Source organism: Polyangiaceae bacterium (genome assembly GCA_020633235.1).
Lineage (GTDB): Bacteria > Myxococcota_A > Polyangia > Polyangiales > Polyangiaceae > JACKEA01.
On record JACKEA010000009.1, the window covers coordinates 151,783 to 174,188 of the forward strand.

A 22,406-nucleotide genomic window follows, 5' to 3' on the forward strand; every position below is an offset into this window, starting at 1 on the left:
CGTTTCTGCGCGCACTTTCCCGGGATCATGCAGGGGGGAAGTCGTGCCGGCTCGTCACGAACCGCGCACACTCACGGGATCTCGGGAACCGCGCATGCAGCAGCGGGCCGGATCGATTTTCTCTCCGAAGCCGTGACTCTGCCCTCTTCCTCCACGCCAAACGCTCGAGTGAATCCGAGCGTGGCCCGTGCTCCATCTTCGGACTTGCCCGCGACCAGTCTGGTCTGGTCGATGTGTAAGGTTCCGGCACACGATTTGGGCGCTCTCTGTTGTCGCCAAACGGGGCACGAACGTGGTAGCCGGGGGGCGCCCTGAGCCGCTCCGAGCCCGCCACGACGCGGGTCTCCCAAGCGGCGGGTACCTAGCCTCGATGACCAAAGCCATGGAACGACCAACCCACGACGGAGCCGCAAGCGCGGCGCCACAGCCAGAGCCGGGTTTCGAGCGATGAAGCTGTTCGTTTTTCCGCGATGGGCCAACAAGACCCGGCAGATCGCCGGCGTCGTCATGAGCATCGCGCCGCTCTACGTGATCGGCCTCGTTTGGTACGGGTTCTCGCCCAAGACCACCGACGTCGGTTACGAGCCGAAGCAACCCGTTCCGTACAGTCACGCACTGCACGCGGGCCAGCTCGCCATCGATTGCCGCTATTGCCACAACACCGTGGACAAGGCGGCGATGGCGGCGATCCCCGCTACCGAGACGTGCATGAACTGTCACCAACGGGTGCGCGCGAAGAGCCCCAAGCTGGAGCTCGTGCGCCAGAGCTACGCGACCGGCGAGCCCATCCCCTGGGTGAAGGTGCACGACCTACCGGACTACGTGTACTTCAATCACAGCGCCCACGTGACCCGCGGCATCGGTTGCGTCAGTTGCCACGGTCGCATCGACCGCATGGAAGAGGTCTACCAGCACGAGACGCTCAGCATGGGCTGGTGTCTCGACTGCCATCGCGCTCCGGAGCAGAACCTGCGGCCGCCCGAGGAAGTCACGAACATGGACTGGAAGCCGCCGGGTGATCCCATCGAGTACGGCAAACGTCTGCGCGAGCAGAACAACATCAACCCCCCCACGGATTGCTCGACATGTCATCGCTGAAGCAGGGTCAGAAGCCGACCTACTGGCGCAGCCTGGCGGAGCTGGAAGACACGCCGGAGTTCCGCGAATACGTGGAGCGCGAGTTCGCAACCCCTCTCGAAGAGTTGCCGCCCGGCTCTCCTGGCCGACGTCGATTCTTACAGATCATGGGCGCCTCCTTGGCGCTGGCCGGTGCCACCGGCTGCCGCTGGCAGGAAGACAAGCTCATGCCCCTCTCGCGGCGCCCTGAAGGCCGCATCCCGGGGGAGCCGGAACGCTACGCCACCGCGACGGAGCTCGCTGGCGTCGCTGTCGGCATCGTTGCAACGTCGTACGAGGGTCGCCCCATCAAGCTGGAAGGCAATCCGGCGCACCCGGCGAACAAGGGTGCACTGGGCGTGCTGCAGCAAACTCAGGTGCTCGGGGTGTACGACCCTGATCGCAGCCGCCATCCGATGCAGAAGAACCAGGCCAAGACCTGGGCGGACTTCGAGAACTTCGCCAAAGCGCAGTTCGCTGCGCTGAAGAGCAAGCAGGGTGCGGGGCTACGCATCCTTTCCGAGGCGTCCTCTTCGCCCAGCGTGGCAGCGTTGCGGGAAGAGCTGACGCAAGCCTTCCCGCAAGCCAAGTGGGTGGAGTGGGAAGCGGCGTTGGCCGAAGGCTCCCGCGGCGGAACGGCCCTGGCGTTCGGCAAGCCGCACCGCGTGCTGTACGACTTCGGTCGGGCGGACGTGGTGGTCGCTCTCGACGCCGACTTCATCGACGAGGTGTATCCCAACGGCTTGGTGAACGCGCGCGGCTTGATGGGCCGTCGTGACCCGGACGGGCACATGAACCGCATCTATGCGGTGGAGAGCACGTTCACGCAGGTCGGCAGCATCGCCGATCACCGGCTGCCGCTGCGCTCCGAGCTGGTGAAGGCCTTCGCGGCGGCCCTGGACGCCGCGGTGACGCAGGCCGCGGGCGGCAGCGGTGCCCAGTCCGCGCCCAAGGCGGCTTTCTTGGCCGACGCCAAGGTCAGCAAGTTCCTGCAAGTCCTCGCCAAGGACCTCGCAGGCGCCAAGGGCAAGAGCGTCGTGGTCGCGGGCGAGCATCAGCCCCCCGAGGTCCACGCCATCGTGGCTCACATCAACTCCGTGCTCGGCAACGCCGGCGCCACCGTGCTGTACGTGGAGGACCAGGGTGAGGCCCAGAGCCGCGTGGACCAGCTCAAGGCGCTGGTCGGGGAGCTGAACGGCGGCCAGGTGGACACGCTGCTGATCCTCGGCGGCAACCCGGTCTACGACGCCCCCGCGGATCTCGGTTTCGCCTCTGCCCTCGGCAAGGCCAAGACGAGCATCCACCTGAGCCTCTATCCAGACGAGACCTCGCGGATGGTCGAGTGGCACCTGCCGCGGGCCCACTGGCTGGAGAGCTGGGGGGACGTGACGGCACCGGACGGAACCGTGTCGATCGCACAGCCGCTCATCGAGCCGCTGTTCGGTGGCCGCTCGGTCATCGAGGTGCTCGCGCTGGTGACCGGCAGCGAGCGACAGAAGGGTGTCGACATCGTCAAGAACACCCACAAGTCGACCCTCGGAGATCCCCGCGCATGGCGCAAAGCCGTGCACGACGGGGTAGTGGCCGGTCCGCCCGTCGCCGTCGCGAATCCGGAGTTGAAGGAAATCGCTCCCGTGGCCCTGAGCGACCGCGAGCAGGGCGGCCTGGAAGTGGGCAACGGGCAGCTCGAAATCCTGTTCGCGGCGGACGCCAAGCTGTTCGATGGCCGCTTCTCGAACCTGGCCTGGATGCAAGAGGCGCCGGAGACGTTCACCAAGCTCAGCTGGGGCAACGCGGCGGTCTTCGCCGTCAGCACCGCGAAGGCGCTGGGCATCACCGATGGTCAGCACGTCACCCTCACCTTCGGCGGCAAGAGCATCACGCTCCCGGCGATGTTGATGCCGGGACAGGCGCCCGGCTCGGTGCGCGTCACGCTGGGCTATGGTCGCAAGGCGGCCGGCACCGTGGGCGGCGACGACAAGGCGGGCGTGGAGCCCGTTGGCGCCGACACCTATCAACTCCGCACCACGGCAGCGCTGCACTTCGGCGGCGGCCTGGACGTGAAGGCGACGGCAACGCTGGAGCGCCTGCCCACCACCCAAGACGTGTGGGCCATCGACCAGATCGGTCGGGAGGGCGCGGACTCGCGTCTCGGCATGCTGGTGCGTGAAGCGCGCCTCGAGGAGTACGAGAAGGAGCCCACCTTCGCCAAGCATGCGGTGCACCACCCCCCGCTGCTCAATCTGTGGCAGGGCCCCGTGTCCTACGAAGGGCACAAGTGGGGGATGAGCATCGACTTGTCCCGCTGCATGGGGTGCAGCGCGTGCATCACCGCCTGCCAGGCGGAGAACAACATCGCCACGGTAGGTAAAGAGAACGTGGTCAAGGGTCGCGAGATGCTCTGGCTGCGGGTGGACCGCTATTACCGCGGCACGCCGGAAGAGGCGGAGATCGCCTGGCAGCCTCTGCCCTGCATGCAGTGCGAGAACGCCCCCTGCGAGCAGGTGTGCCCCGTCGGCGCGACCATGCACTCCCACGAAGGCCTCAACGACATGGTCTACAACCGCTGCATCGGCACGCGGTACTGCGCCAACAACTGCCCCTACAAGGTCCGGCGCTTCAACTACTTCAACTACCACCTGGACAAGCAGGCTGCGACGCCGTTCCAGGGATTCCAGGATGACCGCGCCCGGGTCAAGGGGATGGTCTACAACCCGGACGTCAGCCTGCGCGCTCGCGGTGTGATGGAGAAGTGCACGTTCTGCGTGCAGCGCATCCAGAACACCAAGATCAAGGCCAAGAACGCCAAGCAACCCATCGAAGACGGCACCATCCAGACGGCGTGTCAGCAGACGTGCCCCACGGAAGCCATCGTGTTCGGTGACCTGAACGACAAGGGCAGCAAGGTTGCCCAACTCCAGAACGGACCGCGTTCCTACGGTCTGCTCGAGGAGCTGAACAACCGCCCCCGCGTCCGCTATCTGGCTCGCGTCAAGAACCCCAACCCGGAGCTCAGCTGAGTCATGGCCGTCGTCAGCGACGTCAACCCGTTCACGAGCCCGCCCAAGGGCGACAACGACTTCGCTCGTGTCACGGACAACGTCTCGCGCATCGCGGAGGTCCCCAAGCCTCCCCGCGCTTGGTACATCGCCTTCGCGATCTCGACCTCGATGCTGGCGATGTTCGGCATCAGCATCGGCTACCTGGTTTGGACCGGGGTTGGCATCTGGGGAAACATGAACCCCGTCTTCTGGGGTTTCCCGATCGTCAACTTCGTCTTCTGGGTCGGTATCGGTCACGCCGGAACGCTGATCAGCGCCATTCTCTACCTGCTCCGGCAGACCTGGCGCACGGCGATCAACCGCTTCGCGGAAGCGATGACCATCTTCGCGGTGATCTGCGCCGGCATCTTCCCCGGCATCCACGTCGGTCGCCCCTGGCTGCCCTACTGGATGTTCCCGATCCCCAACCAGATGCAGATGTGGCCGCAGTTCCGTAGCCCGCTGGAGTGGGACGTGTTCGCGGTCGGCACCTACGCGACGGTGTCACTGCTGTTCTGGTACATGGGCATGATTCCCGATCTGGCCACCTTCCGGGATCGCTCCACCTCCCCGATCCGCCGCGTGATCTACGGGCTCTTGAGCATGGGGTGGCGCGGCTCCAGCCGCCAGTGGCACCGCTACGAGCGGGCCTACTTGATCCTGGCAGCCTTGGCCACGCCGCTGGTGCTCAGCGTGCACAGCGTCGTGTCCTTCGACTTCGCGACCGCGCAGCTCCCGGGCTGGCACACGACCATCTTCCCGCCCTACTTCGTCGCCGGCGCCATCTTCGGCGGCTTCGCGATGGTGGTCACCTTGGCGGTGCCCGCGCGGCAGTTCTTCGGGCTCAAGCGCGTCATCTCCATCAAGCACCTCGAGCTGATGAACAAGATCATCCTCGCGACGGGCACGATGGTCGGATACGCCTACGGCATCGAGTTCTTCATCGCCTGGTACGGCGGCGGCGAGTACGAAGGCTTCGCGTTCATCAACCGCACCATGGGGAACTACTCCTGGGCGTATTGGACGATGGTTACCTGCAACGTCATCACGCCGCAGATCCATTGGTTCAAGAAGGCGCGCACGAACGTGTGGGTCACGCTCGCGGTCGGCGTCATCGTGAACGTGGGCATGTGGTTCGAGCGCTTCGTGATCGTGGTGTCGTCCCTGGCCCGCGACTACCTCCCCTCGAGCTGGGGGTACTTCGTCCCCAGCGCCTGGGACTTCGCGACCTTGGCCGGTAGCTTCGGCCTGTTCTTCACCTTGTTCCTGCTCTTCTGCCGCTACCTCCCGATGGTGGCCATGGCGGAGGTCAAAGCAGCCATCCCGGCGGCGCACGCCCACGGGGACGAGCACTGAGCGCGGGGAAAGCCATGAGTGACGAAAGCAAGCACTCGAAGAAGAGCGACGACGTCGGCACCGATGCGCCGCTTTACGGACTGGTGGCGGAGTACAAAACGCCCCACGCCCTGAAGGAAGCCGCCAAGAAGGTACGCGACGCGGGCTTCGAGAAGTGGGACACGTACACGCCGTTCCCGGTCCACGGCATCGACGGTGCCATGGGCATCAAGATGACGATCCTGCCTTGGATCGTCCTCGGTGCCGGCCTCACCGGTCTGACTCTGGCGATCTGGCTCCAGTGGTGGACGAACGCCCACGACTATCCGTTCCTGATCAGTGGCAAGCCCTTCTGGAGCATCCCGGCGAACGTTCCCATCATGTTCGAGCTCACGGTGCTGCTCAGTGCCTTCGCGGCGCTTTTCGGCATGCTGGCACTGAACAACCTCCCGATGCCGGCCCACCCGCTGGATCTCAAGGAGCGGTTCGCGAAGGTCACGGACGATCGCTTCTTCTTGGTGGTTCAGGCCGCGGACACTCGATTCGACGACGTCGAGACTCGCGAGCTGCTCGAGGAAACGCATCCAGCGGTGCTGGACGAGGTGCTGGAAGACCGCGTCACCCCCAGCAAGCTGCCGAACGGGTTGGTCTACGGCCTGTTGATCCTCGCGGTCGCGGCGTTTCTCCCCTTTGCGTTCATCGCCAAGGCTCGGGCCAGCCGCAGCGACAAGCCGCGTGTTCACGCCATTGGCGACATGGACTGGCAGCTCAAGTTCAAAGCGCAGCGTGAAAACCCCGTCTTCCCGGACGAGCGCGCCTCTCGCTTGCCACCGCCGGAAACCGTTGCCGTGGGCATGTTGGAGGAAGACGACCACCTGTATCGCGGCAAGGTGAATGGCGCCTGGGCGCGCACCTTCCCGCCCTCGATCCAGGCGACCCCGGAGAACATGGAGCGGGGCAAAGAGCGCTTCGGCATCTACTGCGCTCCCTGTCACGGTCACGGTGGCAACGGAGATGGCACGGTAGCCAAGCGCGCCACCGAGCTCGCGGAAGGCACCTGGATTCCGCCGACAAACTTCCACCAGCAGTACCTGGAGGTGATGCCGGTGGGGCAGATCTTCAACACCATCACCCACGGCGTCCGCAACATGCCTCCCTATGGCCACATGGTCCCGCCGGAGGATCGCTGGAAGATCGTGATGTACCTGAGAGCCCTGCAGAAGAGCCGTGATGCTTCCGTGTCCGACGTACCCGCGGCGGAACGCGGCTCCCTGAAGTGAGGACGACTTCGATGGCAAGCGACGACAAGAAGCCCAAGAAGGGCGACGAGCCGAAGAAGAAGAAGCCGGCGCAGCCCGAAGACGACTTCGGAGACAACATCAAGCTCGGTGATGCCGCCGACAAGATCTTCAAGATCGGCGGCGGCGTCGGAGCCGTGTCCTTGTTGGTGTGCCTGGGCCTCGGGTTCACTGGAGACACCAAGCGGTTCTTGTTCTCCTATCTCACCGCGTACATGTGGGTCCTGAGCCTGGGGCTCGGTGCTCTGTGGTGGGTGATCCTGCAGCACCTGGTCAACGCCAAGTGGAGCATTGTCATCCGCCGCGTGGGCGAGCTCCTGGCTCAGAACGTGGTGGTGCTGCTGCTCCTCGCGCTCCCGATCGTCATCCCCATGGCGATGGGGAACGACAGCCTGTACATCTGGGTGAATCACGAGAAGGTGCACGCAGACCACCTGCTCCACCACAAGGCGCCGTACCTGAACGTCGGGTTCTTCATGGCCCGCTGCGCCGTCTACTTCGGCTTCTGGTTCTTGCTCAGCCGCTTCATGCTGAAGAGCAGCCTGGAGCAGGACAAGACCGGCAAGCCGGAGCTCGTAGGGCGTATGCAGGCCGTCAGTGCGCCCAGCATGATCCTGTTCGCGCTGACGTTGACCTTCGCGGCGTTCGACTTCCTGATGTCGCTCGAGCCCACGTGGTTCTCCACCATCTTCGGCGTCTACTACTTCGCCGGAGCCGTGGTGTCCTTCCACTCGCTGTTGGCGCTGGTGCTGATGTGGCTCCAGAAGCGGGGTCGGCTCACGCGCAGCGTGACAGTGGAGCACTACCACGACGTGGGAAAGATGATGTTCGCCTTCACGATCTTCTGGGCGTACATCGCGTTCTCCCAGTTCATGCTGATCTGGTACGGCAACATCCCGGAAGAAACGTTCTGGTTCAAGATGCGCTTCGCCGGCGAATGGAAGTACGTGTCGACGGCGCTCTTGCTGGGCAACTTCGTGCTGCCGTTCTTCGGGCTTCTGTCCCGCCACATCAAGCGCAACAAGAAGACGCTGGGCTTCTGGGCGGTGTGGATCCTCCTGGTCCACTACATGGACATCTACTGGCTGGTGAAGCCCGCTCTGCATGAACCGACGATCCCGGTCGGAGACGCCCTGCTGGACGTCACCGCACTGGTCGGGGTGCTCGGGCTGTTCCTCGCCTCGGCGGCATTCCAAGCCAAGAAGGTCCGACTCGTCCCGGTCAAGGACCCGCGCCTCGCGAAGTCCCTGGCCTTCGAGAACTTCTGAGACACCCGGAGAGCATCCCGATGTCGACCGAATCCGACAACGTCAACGCAGGTGCCATCGGCACTCTGGTCGCGCTGCTTGCCCTGGCCGTGGCGGGCACCGCCCTGGCCCTTACCGCCTTGGTGCGCACGGACAGCAATGCTGAGGCAGAAGAAGGGCAGCCGCGTCCCTACGCCACTGACATTCAAGCGCAGGAGCAGGAGCTGACCGCTCCCGCCGCGTGGCTGGACAAAGAGAAGGGCCAAGTCAGCCTGCCCATCGACCAGGCCATGGGTGTGGTGGTCAAGAACCTCCAGGAAGATCCGCAAAGCGCAACGCCCGCGCCCCCTCCGCCGCCGGACGCAGGCGCTGACGCGGCGACGGAATCGGCCGACGGCGGGACGGAGGGCGACGGCGGTGCTATGGCTGAGGACGGCTCGGCGACGGGAACGGACGCCGAAGCGACCCCCGCCCCCGAAGCTCCAGAAGCTCCGAAGCCCGAAGCGCCCAGTCCCGGTGGCCCCGCCGGCAGCAACGCGCCCCCGGCACCGAAGTCCCCAGCACCGAAAGCGCCCACCCCCGAGCCGGGCGGTGCTGCCCCAGACCCTGCTCCGGAAACCCCTGCCCCCTGATGCACGCACGGATCCCGACGCTCCTCGCGGCTTCGCTCGCAGCCCTCTTGATCGCGGTCATCTCGATGCCCGCGCGCGCCGAGGGTGCTGCGGAGCCGCGAGTCACTCGCACGGAGCCGCTTCCCAAGCGCCTCGACGGTGTGCGTGTGGACGAGCATCTCGGAGATTCGATCCCGCTCGACCTCGGATTCGTCGACGAAGAGGGCAAGCCCGTGACGCTGCGGGACTACTTCGACGGCAAGGTCCCTGTCATCATCACGCTGAACTACTCGGACTGTCCGATGTTGTGCAGCCTCCAGCTGAGCGGGGTCGTGGACTCCATGAAGCAGGTCGACTGGTCGGCGGGCAAGGAGTATCGGCTCGTCACCGTCAGCATCAATCCCAAAGAGGGCCCGGAGCGGGCGCGCAAGACCAAAGCTCGCTACCTGCAACAGTACGGGCGCCCGGGGGCAGAAGACGGCTGGCACTTCCTCACTGGGTCGGCCAACAACGTCCATGCCCTCGCGAACGCGATCGGGTTTCGTTACTCGTACAACGAGAAGCGAGACGAATGGGTGCACCCCGCGGCAATCACCGTGACCGCCCCCAACGGGAAGATCGCCCGCTACTTGTACGGGATCGAGTACCACCCCAAGACGCTGCGCTTGTCTTTGGTGGAAGCTTCCGAAGGCAAGATCGGAACGACCATCGACAAGCTGGTTCTGTATTGTTTCCACTACGACGCCACCGAGGGGCGCTACGCTCCGGTGGCCCGCAACATCATGCGCCTCGGTGGCGCCATCGCCGTCGTGGTTCTCGGTGGTTTCCTGAGCCTTCTGTGGGCTCGTGAAGCCAAGAAGAAGAGGCTCAGTCTCCAGGGCTCGCACACATGATGATCAGTACTGTTTTGTCCCTCTTTTCGTGGCTAGAGCCCACGAAACCGGTGTTCCCCAAGTCCGACTCCTTCTGGATGCCGGCCGAAGGCTCGACCATGGCCGGGGAGACCGACTGGCTCTACTTCTTCCTCTACTGGGTGTCGGTCGTCGCCACCATCGGCGTCATCGCCGCCATGGTCTACATGGTCGTCCGCTTCCGCGTGAAGAAGCGGACGTCCAAGCAGCGGGTGGTCAACACTTCGGACCACAACACGACGCTGGAGATCACCTGGTCCGTCCTGCCGCTCTTCTTCCTCGTCGCGTTCTTCTTCTACGGCTTCCGCGACTACATGAAGCTGCGCACGCCCCCCAAGGGCGCCATGGAGGTGAACGTCCAAGGTCAGAAGTGGGCCTGGAGCTTCACTCACAAGAACGGATGCTCCGACAACGTGCTCCACGTTCCGGTCAAAAAGCCGGTACGGCTGGTGATCACCAGCGTCGACGTGCTGCACAGCGTCTGGATCCCAAACTTTCGCACCAAGATGGACGCGGTGCCTGGGCGCTACACGGACCTGTGGTTCGAGGCCACCAACACCGGCGAGTTCCCTCTGGAGTGCACCGAGTACTGCGGCGAGGGCCACTCCAACATGCTCAGCAAGGTCATCGTCGAAGACCAAGCAAGCTTCGACAAGTACTTGGACGACTGCACCAAGATCGAGGTCGGCCCCGAAGCAGGCCAGAAGCTCTACGAGAAGAAGGGCTGCACCGCCTGCCACTCGGTCGACGGCACCAAGAAGATCGGACCGAGCTTCAAGGGCATTTGGGGGAAAGAAGAGACGCTCACCTCGGGCACCGTCAAGGTGGACGAGAACTACATTCGTGAATCCATCCTCGAGCCCCACGCCAAGGTCGTGGCGGGGTTTGCACCGGTGATGCCCACCTTCGCCGGACAGCTCAAGGATGAGGAAATCACGAGCATCATCGAGTACATCAAGACTCTCAAGTAAAGGAACGGCGATGGCGTCCCCCAGTACGACTGCCGAGGCCCTCGCGCCCAGTCACCCCACCCAAGACGACAACTACCTGACGCACGAGAAGGGCGTCCTTTCCTGGATCTTCACGCTCGATCACAAGCGTATCGGCGTGATGTACCTGGTGGGGGTCATCACGTCCTTCCTGCTCGGGGGGTTCTTCGCCCTGGGTGTGCGCACCGAGCTCCTCACGCCCGGTCGCACCATCATGGACGCGCAGACCTACAATCAGTTCTTCACGCTGCACGGCGCGGTGATGGTGTTTCTCGTCATCATTCCCGGCATCCCCGCAGCGTTGGGCAACTTCGTGCTGCCCATACAGCTCGGTGCCAAGGACGTGGCGTTCCCGCGCTTGAACCTGATGAGCTTCCACCTGTGGGTGCTGGGCGCTCTGTTCCTGGTGCTCAGCATGGCCATCAGCGCCGCTGACACCGGGTGGACCTTCTACACGCCCTACTCCACGACCACGCAAACGGCGGTGATCCCGGCCACCTTCGGGGCGTTCATCCTCGGATTCAGCTCGATCTTCACGGGCCTGAACTTCATCGTCACCATCCACAAGCTGCGGCCGCCGGGGATGAGCTGGTTCCGCATGCCGCTGTTTCTGTGGGCACTGTACGCCACCGCGGTGATTCAGGTACTGGCCACGCCGGTGCTCGGCATCACGCTGCTCATGCTCATCATCGAGCGCGCCGTCGGCATCGGCATCTTCGACCCCGCCCTGGGTGGCGACCCAGTGCTGTTCCAGCACTTCTTCTGGTTCTACTCGCACCCCGCCGTCTACATCATGATCGTGCCTGCGTTCGGCGTGATCAGCGAGGTCATCTCGGCTTTCTCGCGCAAGCGTATCTTCGGCTACAGCTTCATTGCGCTGTCCAGCGTCGCCATTGCGGTCCTGGGCTTCTTGGTGTGGGGCCACCACATGTTCACTTCGGGACAGTCCCCGTTGGCGTCCACCATCTTCAGCGCCATCACGTTCTTGATCGCCATTCCCACGGCCATCAAGGTCTTCAACTGGCTGGCGACGATGTACAAAGGTGAGATCCACCTGGACACGCCGATGCTCTACGCTCTCGCGTTCCTGTGGGTGTTCACCATCGGCGGCGTCACTGGCGTGTTCCTCGCGGTCATGAGTGTGGACGTGCACCTGCACGACACCTACTTCGTCGTCGCGCACTTCCACTACGTGATGATGGGCGGCGCCATCACGGCCTTCTTTGGTGGGCTGCACTATTGGTGGCCGAAGATCACCGGGCGCATGTACAACGAGAAGCTCGGTCGCATTGGGGCAGGCTTGGTGTTCCTGGGTCTGAACGTCACGTTCTTCCCCCAGTTCATCCTCGGCACCCGCGGCATGCCGCGGCGGTATTACAACTACCTGCCGGAGTTCCAAGGCCTGCACCAGATCTCGACGATCGGCGCCTACATCTTGGGGTTCGGTTTCGTGATGACCGCGATCTACCTGCTCTCTTCTTTGAAGAAGAAGGCGGATGCGCCGGCCAATCCCTGGGGTGCGGCCACGCTGGAGTGGACCACCACCTCGCCGCCCCCCTACTACAACTTCCATCACACCCCGACCGTCACGAAGGGCCCCTACGACATGGAGGACCTCGTGTACGACGAGAAGATCAACGGCTACGTGAAGCTACAGGAGGGCGACGCGGCTTGATGCCGCTTCCCCAATAACCCCCTGCTCAGGATCGTCGGCATCGGGTAAAGGTGTCGGCCCAACGGACGAGATCAATGACGGAAGCTTCAGCGGAACCGGTACGAGGGCAAAAGGGGCAAAAGCCCCCGCCTGACGTGCACGTGCCGGAGGACGAGCACGACCACGAGCACGGTGAGTATCCGTTTCTCGCTCACCACTTCGACACGCCCGAACATCAGTTCGAGGCGGGCAAGCTCGGAATCTGGCTGTTCCTGGTAACGGAGGTCCTGTTCTTCGCGGGTCTGTTCTGCGCCTACACCATCTATCGGGCGCAGCGCCCGGAGGTGTTCGAGTACGCACACTTCTTCCTCGACACCACCATGGGGGCGACGAATACGGTGGTGCTGCTCGTGAGCAGCCTCACAGCCGCGTGGGCCGTGCGCAGCGCGCAACTGCGCAACAAAACCGCCCTCACCGTGAACATCGTGGTGACCATCCTGTGCGCCTGCACCTTCATGGGCATCAAGTACGAGGAGTACGCGCACAAGTTCCACGATGGGCTCTTGCCGGGCACTCACTTCCACCCAGCAGAGCCGGTGTGGGAAACGGCGCGCTTCAAGTCGAAGCATCCCGAGGCCGCGGAAGCCGCGGAGCACATCGTAGAGCTCCAGAAGGAGCAGGCGAAGGCCCCGGCGGGGGACGCGAAGGCGGCCGAGGGAAAGGCCGCGGACGCCAAGAAGGACGAAGCTTCGGCCGATCCGCGCAGGGAAGAGCGCGAGTACATCGCGAGCCTTCGGGGGGAACAGTTGGCCCCGCTGGTGGACACGGGAATGGTCAACCCCGTCAGCCACGAAGCGACGATGAAGCCGCCGCCGCACACGGCAACGTTCTTCGGTATCTACTTCTTCATGACCGGCCTGCACGGCTTGCACGTGCTGATCGGTATCGGCATCTGGATCTGGCTGTTGTTCCGGGCGCGCACCGGCGTGTTCAACGAGAAGTACTTCGGCCCCATCGACTATGCGGCCTTGTATTGGCACCTCGTCGATCTGATCTGGATTTACCTCTTCCCTCTGCTCTATCTCATCCACTGAAGGATTCGTGATGGCCGACGACGAGACGAAGAACTCGGATCCGCCGGAGAGCGGCCCGGATTCCGGTGACGAAGAAGAAGTGCACACGGCCGTGGAAACCGTGGACGCCAAGCGTAAGGCGAGCTCCGAGCCGCCGCCGAACGAGGACGAGACGGACGAGACCGAAGATCACGAGACCGAAGACGACGACGAGTCCGAGGACGACGACGAGGACGACGAGTCCAAAGATTCCCAGACCGACGACGAGGAAGCCGAAGGCGGCGCCACTGCCCCCAAGGCAGCCGCCGAGCCCAAGGCTCACCCCACGGGGGCGGAGCTGGAAGCTCGAGGCCACCACGACTTCGCTCACGTCACGCCGGTGCCGTTGCTGTTGGGCGTCCTCGGGTGTCTGTTGGTGCTCACGTTTGCCACCACCGCCGTCACCAGCATCGACATGGGCGGTCAGTGGAACCTGGTCGTGGCCATGGTGATCGCGACCGCCAAGGCCTCCTTGGTCGTCACGTTCTTCATGCACCTTGCGTGGGACAAGAAGTTCAACCTGGTGGTGTTCCTCACCTCGGTGCTGTTCTTGATCCTGTTCCTGTCGATGGCGTTGACGGACCGCAAGGAGTACCAGCACTTCATCGACCAGAAGACGGAAGCGACTCAGGCCACGACGGCTCAGTGAGTCACTTCCCAAGCGCGTCGATCGCCCGTTCCACGGCGCGATCGACGCGCTTTCGCGTTTGTGCGTGGCGCCCAGGCACACCGTCCACGATCACTGAGAACGCGATCGGCGAGTGACCCGGCGGGGCCAGCAACATGCCGCTCAGCGCGATGACCCGCGCCAGCGTTCCGGTCTTGGCGCGCACGTTCCGCTCGTTGGCGTGCGTTCGGAAACGCGACCGTAGGGTGCCGTCCACCCCTCCGATCGAGAGCTGCGCCAGGTAGTCGACCTTCAGCGAGGGAGACTGGTAGGCGTGGCGCAGCACCCCGGTCAAGGTCCCCGCGCTCACTCGATTGGCGTCGAACAGACCCGACCCATTCCTGATCACCAGCCCGGAGTGCGAAACGCCGAGCCCCGACACCCAATCCTGAACGGCTTTGGCGCCCGCGGCGCTCGTCCCCACGCCGCCGCTCGCATGCGCGCCGAGCGCCTTCAGCATCATCTCCGCAGCGAAGTTGTCACTGTTCTTACCCAGCGCGAAGAGCAGCACGGCGAGAGGCTCGGACGTGTGCAGGGCCAGCGCGTGGGTCTCTGCCGCGCCGCCCTCGACGACGCCGCCGCTGACGGTGACGCCGCGACGTTTGAGCAGCTCCACGAAGACGTACCCCGGGAGCCGCCTGGGGTCGTCCACGCGGCGTCTCGACACCATCATCGGAAGACCCTCGGCAATGCGGCCCCCAACGACGACCTGCAATGGGCCGCTGCCGGCCTTGACGCTGACGCGCACGGCCTGCCCCTTGCCCCGCGCTGCGGTGGTCACGGTGCCACTGAGGGTCGCTGCGCCGGGCGGCTCCACCCACACGCGGGCGGGCTGGCCGGCACGGGTGGCGTCCACGAATACGGTGAGCGCGTTCTCGGCCACGGCCACGGCGCTCACCGGAGCGCGGAACGCCGCCCACTCGTTCGGCTGCTGCTCGAAGGCAGGCGGCACGAAGTGATCGTCGAAGCGGGACTGGTCCACCTGAACGGTTCCCACCTTGCGCAGCCCTTTGCCCAGCAAGACACTCACCAGCGCGTCCAGATCCGCTGCACTGAGCGATGGGTCGCCATCGCCCCGAAGCACCAGCGTGCTCGCCTCCCCCCGAGCGATGGATCCATACACTCCGGTGTGGAACTGATGGCTGGGCCCCAGCGCGGAGAGCACAGCCCCGGCGGTGAGGAGCTTGGCGTTCGACGCGGGGTTCAACGCCTGGTCGGCGCCGGACTGGGCCAACACGCGCCCGTCCTCGACGCGTACGAAGCTCGCGGACAGACGACCGCCGTGTTCGTGCACCCAAGCTTCGAGCACCGTCAGCTCCTGCTCGAGGGCGGCGCTTGTCGCGGAGCTCTTGGGGGCCTCCGCCAGCGCCGCGCGCGCGGGCACGAGGACGAGCGCCACGACGACGGAGACCGTGCGGAGGATTCGTAACCAACCGAGCACGGTACGTCGATTTATGGCACATCGACCCGGCTGGGGTAAAACCCTCGACGTGCGACGTGCCCTCGCGCTCTTGCTCTTCGGCCTCGCGCTTTCGGGTTGCCGGGGCGAAGCGCCCCGAACGGATCGCCCCCTCGAGGTGCTGGTGCCCACCGAGGCGGCGACCCTGGACCCGCGCTTTTCGACCCGCGCCCTCGACATCAAGATCACGCGCTTGGTCCACGCCGGGCTGGTGGGCCTGGATGCAAACAGCCTCGAGCCCATCCCGCTGGTGGCCGCGCGCTGGGAGTTCTCCGACGACCGCACGCTCCTCTTAACGCTGCGGAAAGATCTGCGATTCCACAGCGGTCGCCCCCTGCACGCGAGCGACGTCTGCGCCACCCTCGAGGCGCTCTCGGATCCGAAGCTCGGCAGCCCACACCGCGCGGTGGTGCGCGCGATCGGCAGCTGCACGGTATCGGCGCCGGGGGAGGTGCGCATCACGCTGGCCAAGCCCCGCGCCACGCTGCTCACCGATCTGGAGGTTCCGATCCTGCGCGCCGATCAAGCCCACGCGCCGCCGTCGCCCAACGGCGATCTCGACGGCCTGGGCCCGTTTCGCATTGCCACCGTGAGCGACGGCGAAGTGCTGCTCGAACCCGCCGACACCGGTGTGATGCCCCCGCCGCGGCATGCCGTGCGCGTGCGCACCGTGCGCGACGAAAACGCGCGCGCGCTGCGTTTGCTCGCGGGCCGCAGCGACGTGGCGCCCAACGCCATCAGTCCGGCGCTGCTGCCCGCTCTCGAACGGCGACCGGAGCTAGCCGTCACCTCACGCCCCGGCGCGAACGTCACCTATCTGTTGCTCCAGAACGATCGCGCGCCCTTCGATCGCCCCGAGGTGCGCCATGCCATCGCGCACGCCATCGATCGCGAGACCATCGTGCGCACGCTGCTCGCGGGCCACGGACAGATCGCGAGCTGGATCTTCCCGGAAGGTCACTGGGCCCACGCGCCCGGCCTGGTCCCCGAGCGCTTCGATCCCGCGGCAGCACGAAAAGTGCTCTCCGGGCTTGCACCCATCACGTTGCTCACCAGCACGGATCGCGCGCGCGTCACCATCGCCCGCGCCATTGCCCAAATGCTGGGTGACGCCGGCTTGTCGGTGCGCGTGGTGAGCCTGGATCTGGGAGTCATGCTCGAGCGCCTCGACGCCGGCGACTATGACATCGCCACCCTGCAAATGCCGGAGCTGACGGAGCCGCACCTGCTCAGTTGGTTCTTTCATCCGAAGGGTGTCCCGGGCGAAGGCGGCGAAGGCCGGAACCGCGCTCGCTATCGCAATCCCGAGGCGGGCCGGCTGCTCGACGCCGCGGGAACCACTCGAGACATCGCCACCCGCAAGCGCCTCTACGCCCAGCTCGCCCACCTGATGCAGCGGGATCTGCCCGTGGTGCCCCTGTGGCACGAGGACCAGATCGCCGTCGTCAGCCAGCGCGCAGAGGGATTCCAGATGAGCGCCGAGGGTCGATGGCTCGGGCTCGCGAAGCTGCCGTAGAGCCCGGCTTGCTTTTCCGCGCCGCCCCGACCAGAGTCCCGGCCCTGGCCATGACCCGTTCCATGTTGCTTCCCGCCGCCGCCCTCGGCGTCGCGCTGCTCGCCCCGAGCCCCGCGCGGGCGGACGAGCCGTCGCGCCCCACGCGCTACACGCCCACGGATTTCCCTCCGGAATCCGCGCGCACCGGCTTGATCTTGGCAGGCGCGGGAGCCACTGCCGCTTGGTACGGTGCTGGCGTCGGCTTTTCCTATCTGTGGCCGGACGCTCCTGGCGCCAAGGAGCTCCGCATTCCCGTCGCCGGCCCTTGGATGTCCCTCGGCAAGACCGGGTGCGCGGACGACGATCCGGGCTGCAGCGCCTTCAACGTGGTGCTCCGCGCCATCCTCACCACCATGGACGCGGTGGGGCAGACGGGCGGCGTCGCCGTGATGGTGGAGGGCATCTTCCTGCCCACCCAGGCCGAAAGCGCGGGCCCGCGGAAGAAGGCGCTGCCCCCGCTGCATCTGCCACCGCGGGAGCAGAGCTTTTCCGTTCGCCCCGTGCCCTTCACCGCTGGGCGGGACGCGATGGGCCTGGGCATCGTCGGCGTTTTCTGAATAGTGACGTAGACGCACACCCACGGGCGTGAACGGGGGTGCTCGCCGAAGCGCGTTCGATGCGGTTTCGCGCGCCGGCACATGCCTTGCTCTTGCTCTCCACATGCGACGCCTCGCGTGCATCGCCCTCGTCTCGACCCTCGCCGCGCCGGCCGCGGCCCGGCCCGAGCTCACGCCGCCCCCCTCCGCCCGCCGGGCGACCATCGATCGGGTCATCGCTGTCGTCGGCGGCGTGGTCGTGTTCGCTTCCGAGCTCGCCACCCAAGTGCGCTGGGGCAGCGCGGACCTGTCCGCCACCCCCGCGCGGAAGCGCCACGCGTCAATCCGCAAGCTCGCACGTCAGAGCTACGAGGCGCTGATCGAGCGTGCGCTCGTCGAAGCCGCCGGCGCGCGCGCCGGTGAGCAGGTGAGCGATGCGGAGCGCAAGACCCTCTTGGACCAGATGGATTGGCCGAGCCCCGAGGCGACCTGCGCTGCCGCGCGCATCTCCCGGGAGGAGTACGACCGCATGCTGACCGCCATGGTGCTCGAGCAGCGCCTCTTTGGTCGTTGGCTGCAGAATCATCCGACCGAAAGCGCCGGAGACAGCGCGAGGAAGAAATGGCTGCGCGAGCTCTTTCGCGACATTCCGGTCGAGCGTCGGCTGCGCTTCTGATCGTCCTCGCAGCGTGCAGTAGCACGCCGCGCGCCCGCGACGCGTCCGTGGCCGAGACCTGGGAGTGCCGTCCGCTGCCCACCCCCGAGCTCGCCTGGAGCGAGACGCTGCTCGACGACGAAGCGCACGGCAAGGTCGTGTTCGTGTCACTGGAGGGCGCGGAGCGCGTTCCCGAAGCCCAATACACCGCCATGCTCCAGTCCCACGCGGACACGCCGCTCGATCCCATCGTGGTGCGGGCGGATCTCCGCCGCCTCATGTCTCTGGAAGTGTTGAGCGACGCCCGCGCTGACGTGCGCACCGTCGATGGCGGCGTGGTGCTGACCTTCGTGGTGGTGGAGCGCGCGCCGATCCACTCGCTCTCGATTCGCGGCCTCGAGCGTAGCGAGGCTCCGCCACCAGTCGTCCCGAGCCGGGGAGAGCCCTACGACGCGAGCCAGCTGGCGCGACAGGCGAGCGCCATCGCGGAGGCTCTGCGGCGCCACGGCCACCTCGACGCCAGCGCGAGGAGCGGCGGGCGGCGGCGCGCCGATGGCAGCGTGGACGTCTGCATCGACGTACACCCGGGGCCGCGCTTCGTGCTCGGGGAGATCGTGTTCGAGGGCAACGAGACCCTGTCGGACGACGCGCTTCGCCACGCGCTCTTGGAACCTGACGACGGCGACGCGTTCCACGCCGGCAAGGCGCCTCGACCGGAGCTCTTGCGGGAGCGTCGCTATCGCCTGGAGACGCCCTACCTGGACCGTGGCCTGCTTTCGGTCCGGGTGACCGGCCCCGAGCTGGTGCGACACCCGAGCGAAGGCACCGTGGACATCGCCTTCCAGGTCCACGAGGGGCCCGTCTACCGGCTGGGCGACGTGAAGCTGACGGGACTGCCGCCGGAGCCGACGCAGCGATGTCTGCGAGCCTTTCGCATGTCGCGGGGGGACGTCGCCAAGCGCCTGGACCTCTTGGAGGCCGTGGATCGCGTCCGTGCCTGCGCCAAGGCCAAGAACGTGAACGTCGAGAGCAACATGGATTCCGAAGCGCGGCGCCTGGACCTCGAGCTCCAAGCGGTGATGCCGTGAGACCGTTCTTGGTCGCCGCCGCGCTCTTGGCGCTTTCATGCAGCTCCGCGCGGGATCCGTTGCCGCCACGGACACCGGACTCACACACCGAGGCGGAAACGCACGCTCTCGTGGGACAGGTGCTCGCGGGCCTCTTGTCGAGCTCCGTGGGCAGCGTGGACGACCCCGCCCTGGAACGCTACGTCACGAGGGTCGGTTGGCGCATGGCGCGCGCCGCGGGCCGCACCGACATCCCGTGGCGCTTTCGCGTGACGGACAGCGACGAGCCCGCTGCCAACTCCATGATCGGCGGCCAGGTGATGATCTCCCGCGGGCTCTTGGTGCACCTGGGCTCGGAGGCGGAGCTGGCGGCGGTGCTGGGACACGAGATCGCGCACGTGACCGCCGGGCATACGGAGCGGAGCTTCCTGTCGCTGGCCGAGCCCACCTCGCAACGCAGCTGGGATCTCGAGCTCGAGCGCGACGAAGAGCGGCAGGCTGACGCCCTGGCGGTGCGCACCCTGGCTCAAGCCGGCTATCGCCCAGACGCCATGCTGTCCACGCTGGTCGCCCTGTACCGCAGCGCCGGCGGCGAGTCCGCCTGTGACGACGCCGAGCACCCCGCCCTCGCCACGCGGCTGGCGCGGGTCAGAGTGGTCGCCAGCGGGCTGTCGCCCCGGGGCGAGCTCGGCGAAGCGCGCTTTCTGCGGCGGCTGGAAGGCGTGGTCGTGGGCGCCCAGAGCGACGCCTTCGCGCTCGATGGTCGAAACCTGCTCTTGCCCCGCTCCCGCTGGGTCCTGGCGCTGCCGCGGGGCTGGACCTGGACTCTGGAGAACGGTCGGCCCGAGGCGCACGACAAGGCGGGCACGCAGGCCGTGTTCGCCCTACGCATTTCCGGCCGGCGGGACGAGGTCTATCCCAGCGCCGTTGCCCACGCCCTCCGCGACCAGCCGTTCAGTGTGACCGAACGTTTCGGTCTCACCGCGATCACCGGGCGCTTCAGCAACAAGACCGGCCCTCCATCCTGGGCCACACTGCTGGAGCTCGGCAGCAGCAGCTGGTTGTTGGCCAGCCGCGGAACCGACGCGGACGCCCACCGCGCGCTGATGAGCGGGCTACGACGCTGGGATCCCGCGAAAGACCGCGCCCCGTCCCTTCCACGCCTCACACTGATGCGCTTTTCACAGCCCAATACCCTGGCCGGCGCTGATTGCGGCGCTGATCTCGCGCTACTCGAGCGATTGAACGGCGTGGACGCCTCGGCAGTGCTTCCCAAGGGGAAGCTCGTGAAGTGCGTGCGCGCGGGGCCGCCGCGCACGCACTGACGCCATCACGTCGAAAAACCGACGCGCGGAAGCGCGAGCTTTTTCGCGGGAACGTGACTTTGTCCGCGAAAGAGGTGCGCGCCGCGAGAAAAGGTGATAGGCAGCGGTTCCGTGAGGCACTCCGCGGTGAATAGACGAACCAAGTTCGTGTTCATCACCGGAGGTGTCGTCTCTTCGATCGGCAAGGGACTGACCAGTGCCTCCATCGGCGCCCTCATGGAAGCGCGTGGCCTGAAGGTCACGCACATGAAGCTCGACCCCTACATCAACGTCGACCCGGGCACGATGAGCCCGTACCAGCACGGCGAGGTGTTCGTAACGGACGACGGCGCCGAGACGGACCTGGACCTGGGGCACTACGAGCGCTTCACCAGCTGCCGGCTCTCGCGCCAGGCCAACATCACCACCGGTCGCATCTACGAGGCGGTGATCAGCAAGGAGCGGAGGGGCGAGTATCTGGGCGCCACGGTGCAGGTGATTCCCCACATCACGGACGAAATCAAAGCCCGTGTCCGGGACGCCACCGCGGACGCCGACATCGCCATCGTGGAGATCGGCGGAACGGTGGGCGACATCGAGTCACTCCCGTTCCTGGAGGCCATCCGCCAGCTGAAGCTGGAGGCCGGCAAGGAGAACGCGATCAGCGTTCACGTCACGCTGGTGCCCTACATCGCCACCGCCGGCGAGCTGAAGACCAAGCCCACCCAGCACTCCGTGCGCGAGATGCGGGAAATCGGCATTCAGCCGGACCTCCTGATCTGCCGCTGCGATCGCCCCATTGCCCGCGGGCTGAAGGAGAAAATCGCACTGTTCTCCAACGTGCCGGTGGACAGTGTCGTGAGCGCCGTGGACGTCGGTTGCATCTACGAGCTGCCACTGGTGCTCCACGCCGAGGGACTGGACGACGAGATCGCCGAGAGGCTCAACATCTGGTCGCGGCAGCCGGAGCTCGCCGCCTGGAAGCGGACCGTCGAGAAGTTCAAGAAGCCGGCCAAGGGCACCGTCAAAATCGGCGTCGTCGGCAAGTACGTGCACCTGAAGGACAGCTACAAATCGTTGCACGAGTCCCTGGTGCACGGCGGTCTCGCGAACGACGTCGCCGTGGAGCTCGAGTACATCGACTCCGAGCAGATCGAACGCTCCAGCGCCGAAGCCATGCTCAGCGGGCTGGACGCGATCTTGGTGCCCGGCGGCTTCGGGGATCGCGGCGTGGAGGGCAAGATTGCCGCCATTCGCCACGCCCGCGAGAACAACGTGCCCTTCTTCGGCATCTGCCTGGGCATGCAGCTCGCGGTGATCGAGTACGCCCGCGACGTGTGCAACCTCAAGGGCGCCAGCTCCACCGAGTTCCAGAAGGATCCGCCGCATCCGGTGATCGACCTGATGCCCGATCAGCGGGGCGTGAAGGACAAGGGCGGCACCATGCGGCTCGGCGCCTATCCGTGCAAGCTCCTGGCGGGCAGCCGCGCCGCGGCGATCTACGGCAAGAGCGACATCAGCGAACGCCATCGCCATCGCTTCGAGTTCAACAACGACTACCGGGAGTCGCTAACGGCCGCGGGCCTGGTGCTTTCCGGGACCAGCCCCGACGACCGCTTGGTGGAGATCGTGGAGCTGACGGATCATCCGTACTTCGTCGGCTGCCAGTTCCATCCCGAGTTCAAGAGCCGACCGATGTCGGCGCACCCGCTGTTCTCGCACTTCGTGGCGGCGGGTCTGGCTCGACGCGACGCCATCGCAGAGACCGCGCGCACTCAGGACGAAGCGACGGCTACGGAAACCGCCGTCAACTGAGCGCGCGACGGGGCTCGCGCCGGACCAACAAAGG

18 protein-coding genes are annotated in these 22,406 nt (G+C 65.9%); 17 read left to right on the forward strand and 1 reads right to left on the reverse strand.

Going from position 1 to position 22,406, the window contains the following annotated elements; all coding sequences use genetic code 11:
* Positions 1-447: 447 nt before the first annotated feature.
* The 11 genes from H6717_38720 (at position 448) to H6717_38770 (ending at position 13,963) form a co-directional block, all read left to right on the forward strand.
* Entirely contained in the window at positions 448-1,098 is a 651-nt protein-coding gene (locus tag H6717_38720) for a cytochrome c3 family protein (GenBank protein MCB9583036.1), read from the forward strand.
* Positions 1,086-4,136: a TAT-variant-translocated molybdopterin oxidoreductase gene (locus H6717_38725; protein ID MCB9583037.1), complete on the forward strand. Its 3,051-nt coding sequence runs from the start codon at positions 1,086-1,088 to the stop codon at positions 4,134-4,136. Before H6717_38720 ends, H6717_38725 begins: the two co-directional genes overlap by 13 nt.
* Positions 4,137-4,139: 3 nt before the next feature.
* On the forward strand, positions 4,140-5,513 hold the full coding sequence (nrfD, locus tag H6717_38730) for a polysulfide reductase NrfD (GenBank protein MCB9583038.1): 1,374 nt from the start codon (positions 4,140-4,142) through the stop codon (positions 5,511-5,513).
* A 14-nt stretch (positions 5,514-5,527) separates the two neighbouring features.
* Positions 5,528-6,772: a DUF3341 domain-containing protein gene (locus tag H6717_38735; protein MCB9583039.1), complete on the forward strand. Its 1,245-nt coding sequence runs from the start codon at positions 5,528-5,530 to the stop codon at positions 6,770-6,772.
* An 11-nt stretch (positions 6,773-6,783) separates the two neighbouring features.
* On the forward strand, positions 6,784-8,058 hold the full coding sequence (locus H6717_38740; GenBank protein MCB9583040.1) for a quinol:cytochrome C oxidoreductase: 1,275 nt from the start codon (positions 6,784-6,786) through the stop codon (positions 8,056-8,058).
* A gap of 20 nt (positions 8,059-8,078) precedes the next feature.
* The gene (locus H6717_38745) at positions 8,079-8,669 is read left to right on the forward strand and encodes a hypothetical protein (protein MCB9583041.1); all 591 of its coding nucleotides are present in this window, start codon (positions 8,079-8,081) and stop codon (positions 8,667-8,669) included.
* Complete coding sequence (locus H6717_38750; GenBank protein MCB9583042.1) at positions 8,669-9,541, forward strand: SCO family protein; 873 nt, start codon at positions 8,669-8,671, stop codon at positions 9,539-9,541. Before H6717_38745 ends, H6717_38750 begins: the two co-directional genes overlap by 1 nt.
* Before the next feature lie 98 nt (positions 9,542-9,639).
* Entirely contained in the window at positions 9,640-10,530 is an 891-nt protein-coding gene (coxB, locus tag H6717_38755; protein ID MCB9583043.1) for a cytochrome c oxidase subunit II, read from the forward strand.
* A 10-nt stretch (positions 10,531-10,540) separates the two neighbouring features.
* Complete coding sequence (gene ctaD, locus H6717_38760) at positions 10,541-12,223, forward strand: cytochrome c oxidase subunit I (GenBank protein MCB9583044.1); 1,683 nt, start codon at positions 10,541-10,543, stop codon at positions 12,221-12,223.
* A 74-nt stretch (positions 12,224-12,297) separates the two neighbouring features.
* Positions 12,298-13,296 (forward strand): cytochrome c oxidase subunit 3 family protein, encoded by a 999-nt coding sequence (locus H6717_38765; GenBank protein ID MCB9583045.1) that lies wholly within the window; start codon positions 12,298-12,300, stop codon positions 13,294-13,296.
* Positions 13,297-13,306: 10 nt separating this feature from the next.
* Positions 13,307-13,963 carry a cytochrome C oxidase subunit IV family protein gene (locus H6717_38770; GenBank protein ID MCB9583046.1) on the forward strand — a complete coding sequence of 219 codons (657 nt, stop codon included), beginning with the start codon at positions 13,307-13,309 and terminating at the stop codon, positions 13,961-13,963.
* 1 nt (position 13,964) lies between these two features.
* On the opposite strand, the gene dacB is transcribed toward H6717_38770, so the two are convergent.
* Positions 13,965-15,380 (reverse strand): D-alanyl-D-alanine carboxypeptidase/D-alanyl-D-alanine-endopeptidase, encoded by a 1,416-nt coding sequence (gene dacB / locus H6717_38775; GenBank protein ID MCB9583047.1) that lies wholly within the window; start codon positions 15,378-15,380, stop codon positions 13,965-13,967.
* Positions 15,381-15,471: 91 nt separating this feature from the next.
* On the opposite strand from dacB, the gene H6717_38780 reads away from it, so the two are divergent.
* The 6 genes from H6717_38780 to H6717_38805 all read left to right on the forward strand — a co-directional run bounded on the left by H6717_38780 (position 15,472) and on the right by H6717_38805 (position 22,372).
* The gene (locus tag H6717_38780) at positions 15,472-16,956 is read left to right on the forward strand and encodes an ABC transporter substrate-binding protein (protein ID MCB9583048.1); all 1,485 of its coding nucleotides are present in this window, start codon (positions 15,472-15,474) and stop codon (positions 16,954-16,956) included.
* Between the two features lie 62 nt (positions 16,957-17,018).
* Complete coding sequence (locus tag H6717_38785; GenBank protein ID MCB9583049.1) at positions 17,019-17,552, forward strand: hypothetical protein; 534 nt, start codon at positions 17,019-17,021, stop codon at positions 17,550-17,552.
* A gap of 103 nt (positions 17,553-17,655) precedes the next feature.
* On the forward strand, positions 17,656-18,207 hold the full coding sequence (locus H6717_38790; GenBank protein MCB9583050.1) for a hypothetical protein: 552 nt from the start codon (positions 17,656-17,658) through the stop codon (positions 18,205-18,207).
* 47 nt (positions 18,208-18,254) lie between these two features.
* Complete coding sequence (locus H6717_38795; protein ID MCB9583051.1) at positions 18,255-19,274, forward strand: hypothetical protein; 1,020 nt, start codon at positions 18,255-18,257, stop codon at positions 19,272-19,274.
* The gene (locus H6717_38800) at positions 19,271-20,578 is read left to right on the forward strand and encodes a M48 family metalloprotease (GenBank protein ID MCB9583052.1); all 1,308 of its coding nucleotides are present in this window, start codon (positions 19,271-19,273) and stop codon (positions 20,576-20,578) included. Before H6717_38795 ends, H6717_38800 begins: the two co-directional genes overlap by 4 nt.
* A 126-nt stretch (positions 20,579-20,704) precedes the next feature.
* Entirely contained in the window at positions 20,705-22,372 is a 1,668-nt protein-coding gene (locus tag H6717_38805) for a CTP synthase (GenBank protein ID MCB9583053.1), read from the forward strand.
* Positions 22,373-22,406: the final 34 nt, after the last annotated feature.

Bases quoted from the DNA above. Each gene is read 5' to 3' on its own strand.
- H6717_38720 (MCB9583036.1), top strand. From the start codon at position 448: ATGAAGCTGTTCGTTTTTCCGCGATGGGCCAACAAGACCCGGCAGATC.
- H6717_38725 (MCB9583037.1), top strand. From the start codon at position 1,086: ATGTCATCGCTGAAGCAGGGTCAGAAGCCGACCTACTGGCGCAGCCTG.
- nrfD (MCB9583038.1), top strand. From the start codon at position 4,140: ATGGCCGTCGTCAGCGACGTCAACCCGTTCACGAGCCCGCCCAAGGGC.
- H6717_38735 (MCB9583039.1), top strand. From the start codon at position 5,528: ATGAGTGACGAAAGCAAGCACTCGAAGAAGAGCGACGACGTCGGCACC.
- H6717_38740 (MCB9583040.1), top strand. From the start codon at position 6,784: ATGGCAAGCGACGACAAGAAGCCCAAGAAGGGCGACGAGCCGAAGAAG.
- H6717_38745 (MCB9583041.1), top strand. From the start codon at position 8,079: ATGTCGACCGAATCCGACAACGTCAACGCAGGTGCCATCGGCACTCTG.
- H6717_38750 (MCB9583042.1), top strand. From the start codon at position 8,669: ATGCACGCACGGATCCCGACGCTCCTCGCGGCTTCGCTCGCAGCCCTC.
- coxB (MCB9583043.1), top strand. From the start codon at position 9,640: ATGGCCGGGGAGACCGACTGGCTCTACTTCTTCCTCTACTGGGTGTCG.
- ctaD (MCB9583044.1), top strand. From the start codon at position 10,541: ATGGCGTCCCCCAGTACGACTGCCGAGGCCCTCGCGCCCAGTCACCCC.
- H6717_38765 (MCB9583045.1), top strand. From the start codon at position 12,298: ATGACGGAAGCTTCAGCGGAACCGGTACGAGGGCAAAAGGGGCAAAAG.
- H6717_38770 (MCB9583046.1), top strand. From the start codon at position 13,307: ATGGCCGACGACGAGACGAAGAACTCGGATCCGCCGGAGAGCGGCCCG.
- H6717_38785 (MCB9583049.1), top strand. From the start codon at position 17,019: ATGTTGCTTCCCGCCGCCGCCCTCGGCGTCGCGCTGCTCGCCCCGAGC.
- H6717_38790 (MCB9583050.1), top strand. From the start codon at position 17,656: ATGCGACGCCTCGCGTGCATCGCCCTCGTCTCGACCCTCGCCGCGCCG.